Origin of the sequence: Microbacterium sp. ISL-103 (assembly GCF_018613995.1) — a bacterium.
GTDB lineage: Bacteria > Actinomycetota > Actinomycetes > Actinomycetales > Microbacteriaceae > Microbacterium.
This window is the reverse complement of the sequence record NZ_JAGGPD010000599.1, coordinates 1-3,344: the sequence shown is the minus strand read 5'-3', so window position 1 is coordinate 3,344 and position 3,344 is coordinate 1. Positions and strand designations below refer to the sequence as shown.

2 protein-coding genes are annotated in these 3,344 nt (G+C 64.9%); both read right to left on the bottom strand.

The genetic code is table 11. From position 1 onward, the window contains the following. Nucleotides 1-1,674 (bottom strand): Swt1 family HEPN domain-containing protein (locus J7E68_RS18400; protein WP_251049142.1); only part of this gene is annotated, 1,674 nt, incomplete at its 3' end. Between the two features lie 745 nt (nt 1,675-2,419). Continuing rightward, a partial coding sequence (locus J7E68_RS18395; protein WP_251049141.1) for an SDR family NAD(P)-dependent oxidoreductase occupies nt 2,420-3,344 on the bottom strand: 925 nt, incomplete at its 5' end.

Below are 3,344 nucleotides of genomic sequence, written 5' to 3'. Positions count from 1 at the left end.
GTACACGCGTGCAGGCAGCGTGCGCGCGTCATCACCGGCGAGCTCTGCGGCGGAGGGGGTGTACTGCAATGGATCCGGAGCTGCGGCCGCGAGGTACTCATGCACCGTGACTTCGCCGTCCGAGCCGATCGAGCGACTCGGTAGGGGATAGATAGCTGCTTTTCGAGCCTGTAAGACGTCGGTCACGCCGATGACCTGAGTGGGATCCACGTGGCCTTCGGTGAACGGCTGCCGTCGGGCGACCCCGAACGGCGCGGATTCCGACCCTCCGGTCATCCTGGTCGTTTCTACGAGCCCGATCTTGCCCAATCCGACGAAGTTGACCGCCTCGCTGGCCTCCGCCTGCGCAGGGGCGTCGAGGCTCGACCATTCCCTCCAGTAGCCGAGGAAGATGTGACCCTCGAGGAGCCACAGCGTTGAGTTGATTCCAGCTTCCTCCAGCGCGGCAGCGAGGGTGAGTGTCGTGTCCAGGCAAGTGCCCAGTCGCCCCTCGAGAACCTCGGCGGGAGTACGCACCTTCTGGCCCGAGATCCCCCAGCTCGCGGGCGGTTCCGCGTATCGAATGTCTCGCGCGCGGGCGGCGTCATAGATCGCTTCGACCATCGAGTCGACTCGATCAGGGTCGCCCTGCTGGTACCCGTCCAGGGCCGAGGAACCCGTCCGGTTACCCAGAATCGTCGATGCCTCGACCAGAAGAGTACTGATTGCGGACGACTGAGGCTGGATGAACGCGGCGAGCAGCTCGAGACTCAGCGGCATCGGTGTGGAGATCCATTGATTCGCGGCCAGTAGCTGAACGTCCGCGCGTTGACTGGCGATCTCGTCGCCGTTCGCGTTTCTCAACGTCGCGGTCACCGTGCCGGGCATGGGCGACTCGACCGCGAGCATGCGAGCTGGATCCAACCGCAGATCGACGTTGCGAAGAGTGGTGTCATGTTCTCCGTCGAGGTCGACGAGCAATACGCGAGGGTCTCCCAGTGATCCCAACTGACAGTCGACCTCGACCTCTACGGAGGCGCCTCGCAGCTCGGGGCCTCGGTAGGAGACCGTCAGCTGCGGCACGACCGAGATGCCCGTTCGCGCGACAGCGAAACTGAACGGACTGAGCACAGAAGCGTCGAGCGAGGCAGTTGATCCCGGTTCGGCAGTGATCGCCGTGGACTCGAGGGCTTCAGAGGCCGCGCGAGTGGCGGTCGGTCCGTTGGAGTCTTGGTGTTTCAATTCGGACGTGTTCAGCACGGTCAGGACCTCTGACTTCAGGAGTCCGATCGCGTCGGCGTCCTCGTCAGCAGCGATCGCTCGCAGGAGGATCTCGGTTGAATCGAGAGCCCGGAAGGTCTGGGCGACTGTGAACTCTTCGCTGTGAGCCCACTTGTTGCGGACGTCTCGGAGCTCACTCGCGCAGTTGCTCGCTTGCCGGTCGACAAGGTCTGTGAAGGGGAAACCGAGATTGCCGAGGCGCTCTGTCAGGACGCGCAGTTGCAATGAAAGATCACGGGGGTTGTAGCGGTCGACTCGACGGCCGGCCTGCCGGTCCTTCGCCGCGAGGATCTGCGTCCAGTCCGATACCTCCGGAGCGACCTCGGAGAGACGTCGAGTCACGAACGGCCCCAGGGCGCGTGCTGCCGCCGTCAATGCCTGCTCGATGTATTCAAGCGGACTGAAGTCGCTCATTGACCCTCTATTCATCCCCCGACGCCCTTGGTGGACCGTCATCCCTCACTGAGCATATGAGTTGTGGAGGACAAGCAGCCGTTTCGGATGCGCATCCCGCCTCGTGACCCCTTCGCGTGGCTACGAAATGAACGCGAACCCACGCGACTCAGATGCCCTTGGGGCTACTGCGGCTTACGAGAGTGATGTACCTCAAGCAAATTGCAGATGCCGCGGTTGCGTCACGCCTCGGGGAGTCGAATGCCCAGCCTGCGTTTCAGCCAACGGTCCCAGGCTTTTCGTTGTTGGGTCGCAGGATCAGAGTCCGTCCCACGCAAAGAATTCTCATCGACGAATCGATGCAGCGCATCGCTGGCCTCGACGTAGGTGGAAGCCTTCAACATCGTGAGCAGTCCGCCAGACGCCAGCGCCTTCACTGCAGTGTCATGTCTCCACCGAAGCACGGCGTACTCATCTGGGCGTGGTGGCTCGGGCTGGCCGGGATGAACCTCGATCATGTGCCGACAAAGGCCAGCCCACGCGATCCGTGGGTGGTCGGTATCTCGCCACGCGCAATGTGTGCACCGGGACGAGAGCCAGCGCAGGTCGGTGCCATACTCCCGCAATAGTCGCCCCTTCCCCATGCGAGCAATCTACTGACGCCAGGACGCAAATAGAAGTATCCGACGCGAACCAGCATTTGTCGCTTTGAACACGAAGAACGCCCCTGCCGTTCGGGTCGGCAGGGGCGTGGTCTTCGGGGCGCTTACTGCACCGACCATCCACCATCCGATGCCAGCACCGCACCGTTGATGTTCACGGCGTCGTCCGACAGCAGGAACGTGATCGACGCGGCGAGGTGCTCGGCGGTCGCGACCGTCGGGATAGCCTGCTGGAACGGGGCCAGGCGACCGGAGCCGTACTCCGACATGTTCGGGGGCATCGGGATGCCGGTGGCGACGCCGCCCGGTGCGACGGAGTTCACGCGGATGCCCTTCGGCCCGTACATGAACGCCGCGGACTTCGTGACGCCGATGATGCCGTGCTTGCTGGCCGTGTAGGCGTTGCCCGACGCGTTGCCGCGCAGGCCCGCTTCGCTCGAGACGTTGAGGATCGAGCCGCGGCCGGCCTTCTCCATGATCGGCAGCACCGCGCGCATGAGCTTGAACGGGGCGGTGAGGTTGATGGCGATGACGCGGTCCCAGACGGCATCCGTCGTCTCGCCCGCGGGGGAGAAGTCGTCGTTGATGCCGGCGACGTTCGCGAGGGCGTCGATGCGGTCGCCCGCGGCGGCGATGACGGCGTCGATCGCGTCCTGCTTGGTGAGGTCACCGGCGACGGTGGTGATGTCGGCATCCGGCAGCTCGGCCTTCAGCGCGTCGAGCTTGTCGGCGGCGATGTCGGAGGCGATGACGCGTCCGCCTTCGCGGGCGATGCGGGATGCCGTGGCCTTGCCGATTCCGGATGCTGCGCCCGTGACGATCACGGTCTTGCCGGAGAAGCGCGCGGCGGTGGGCTTCTCGGTCCAGCCCTCGGACTCATCGTCCTCGGGGATCTCCCCGCCGTTGGCTGCGCGCACCAGGTCGTCGACGACCGACTGCGGCAGTGCGCCCTGGCTCATCGCGACGAGTTGCTGCAGCGGCAGGCCGAGCACGGGGGTGAGGAGCTCGGGGTCGGCGCCCGTCTGCTCG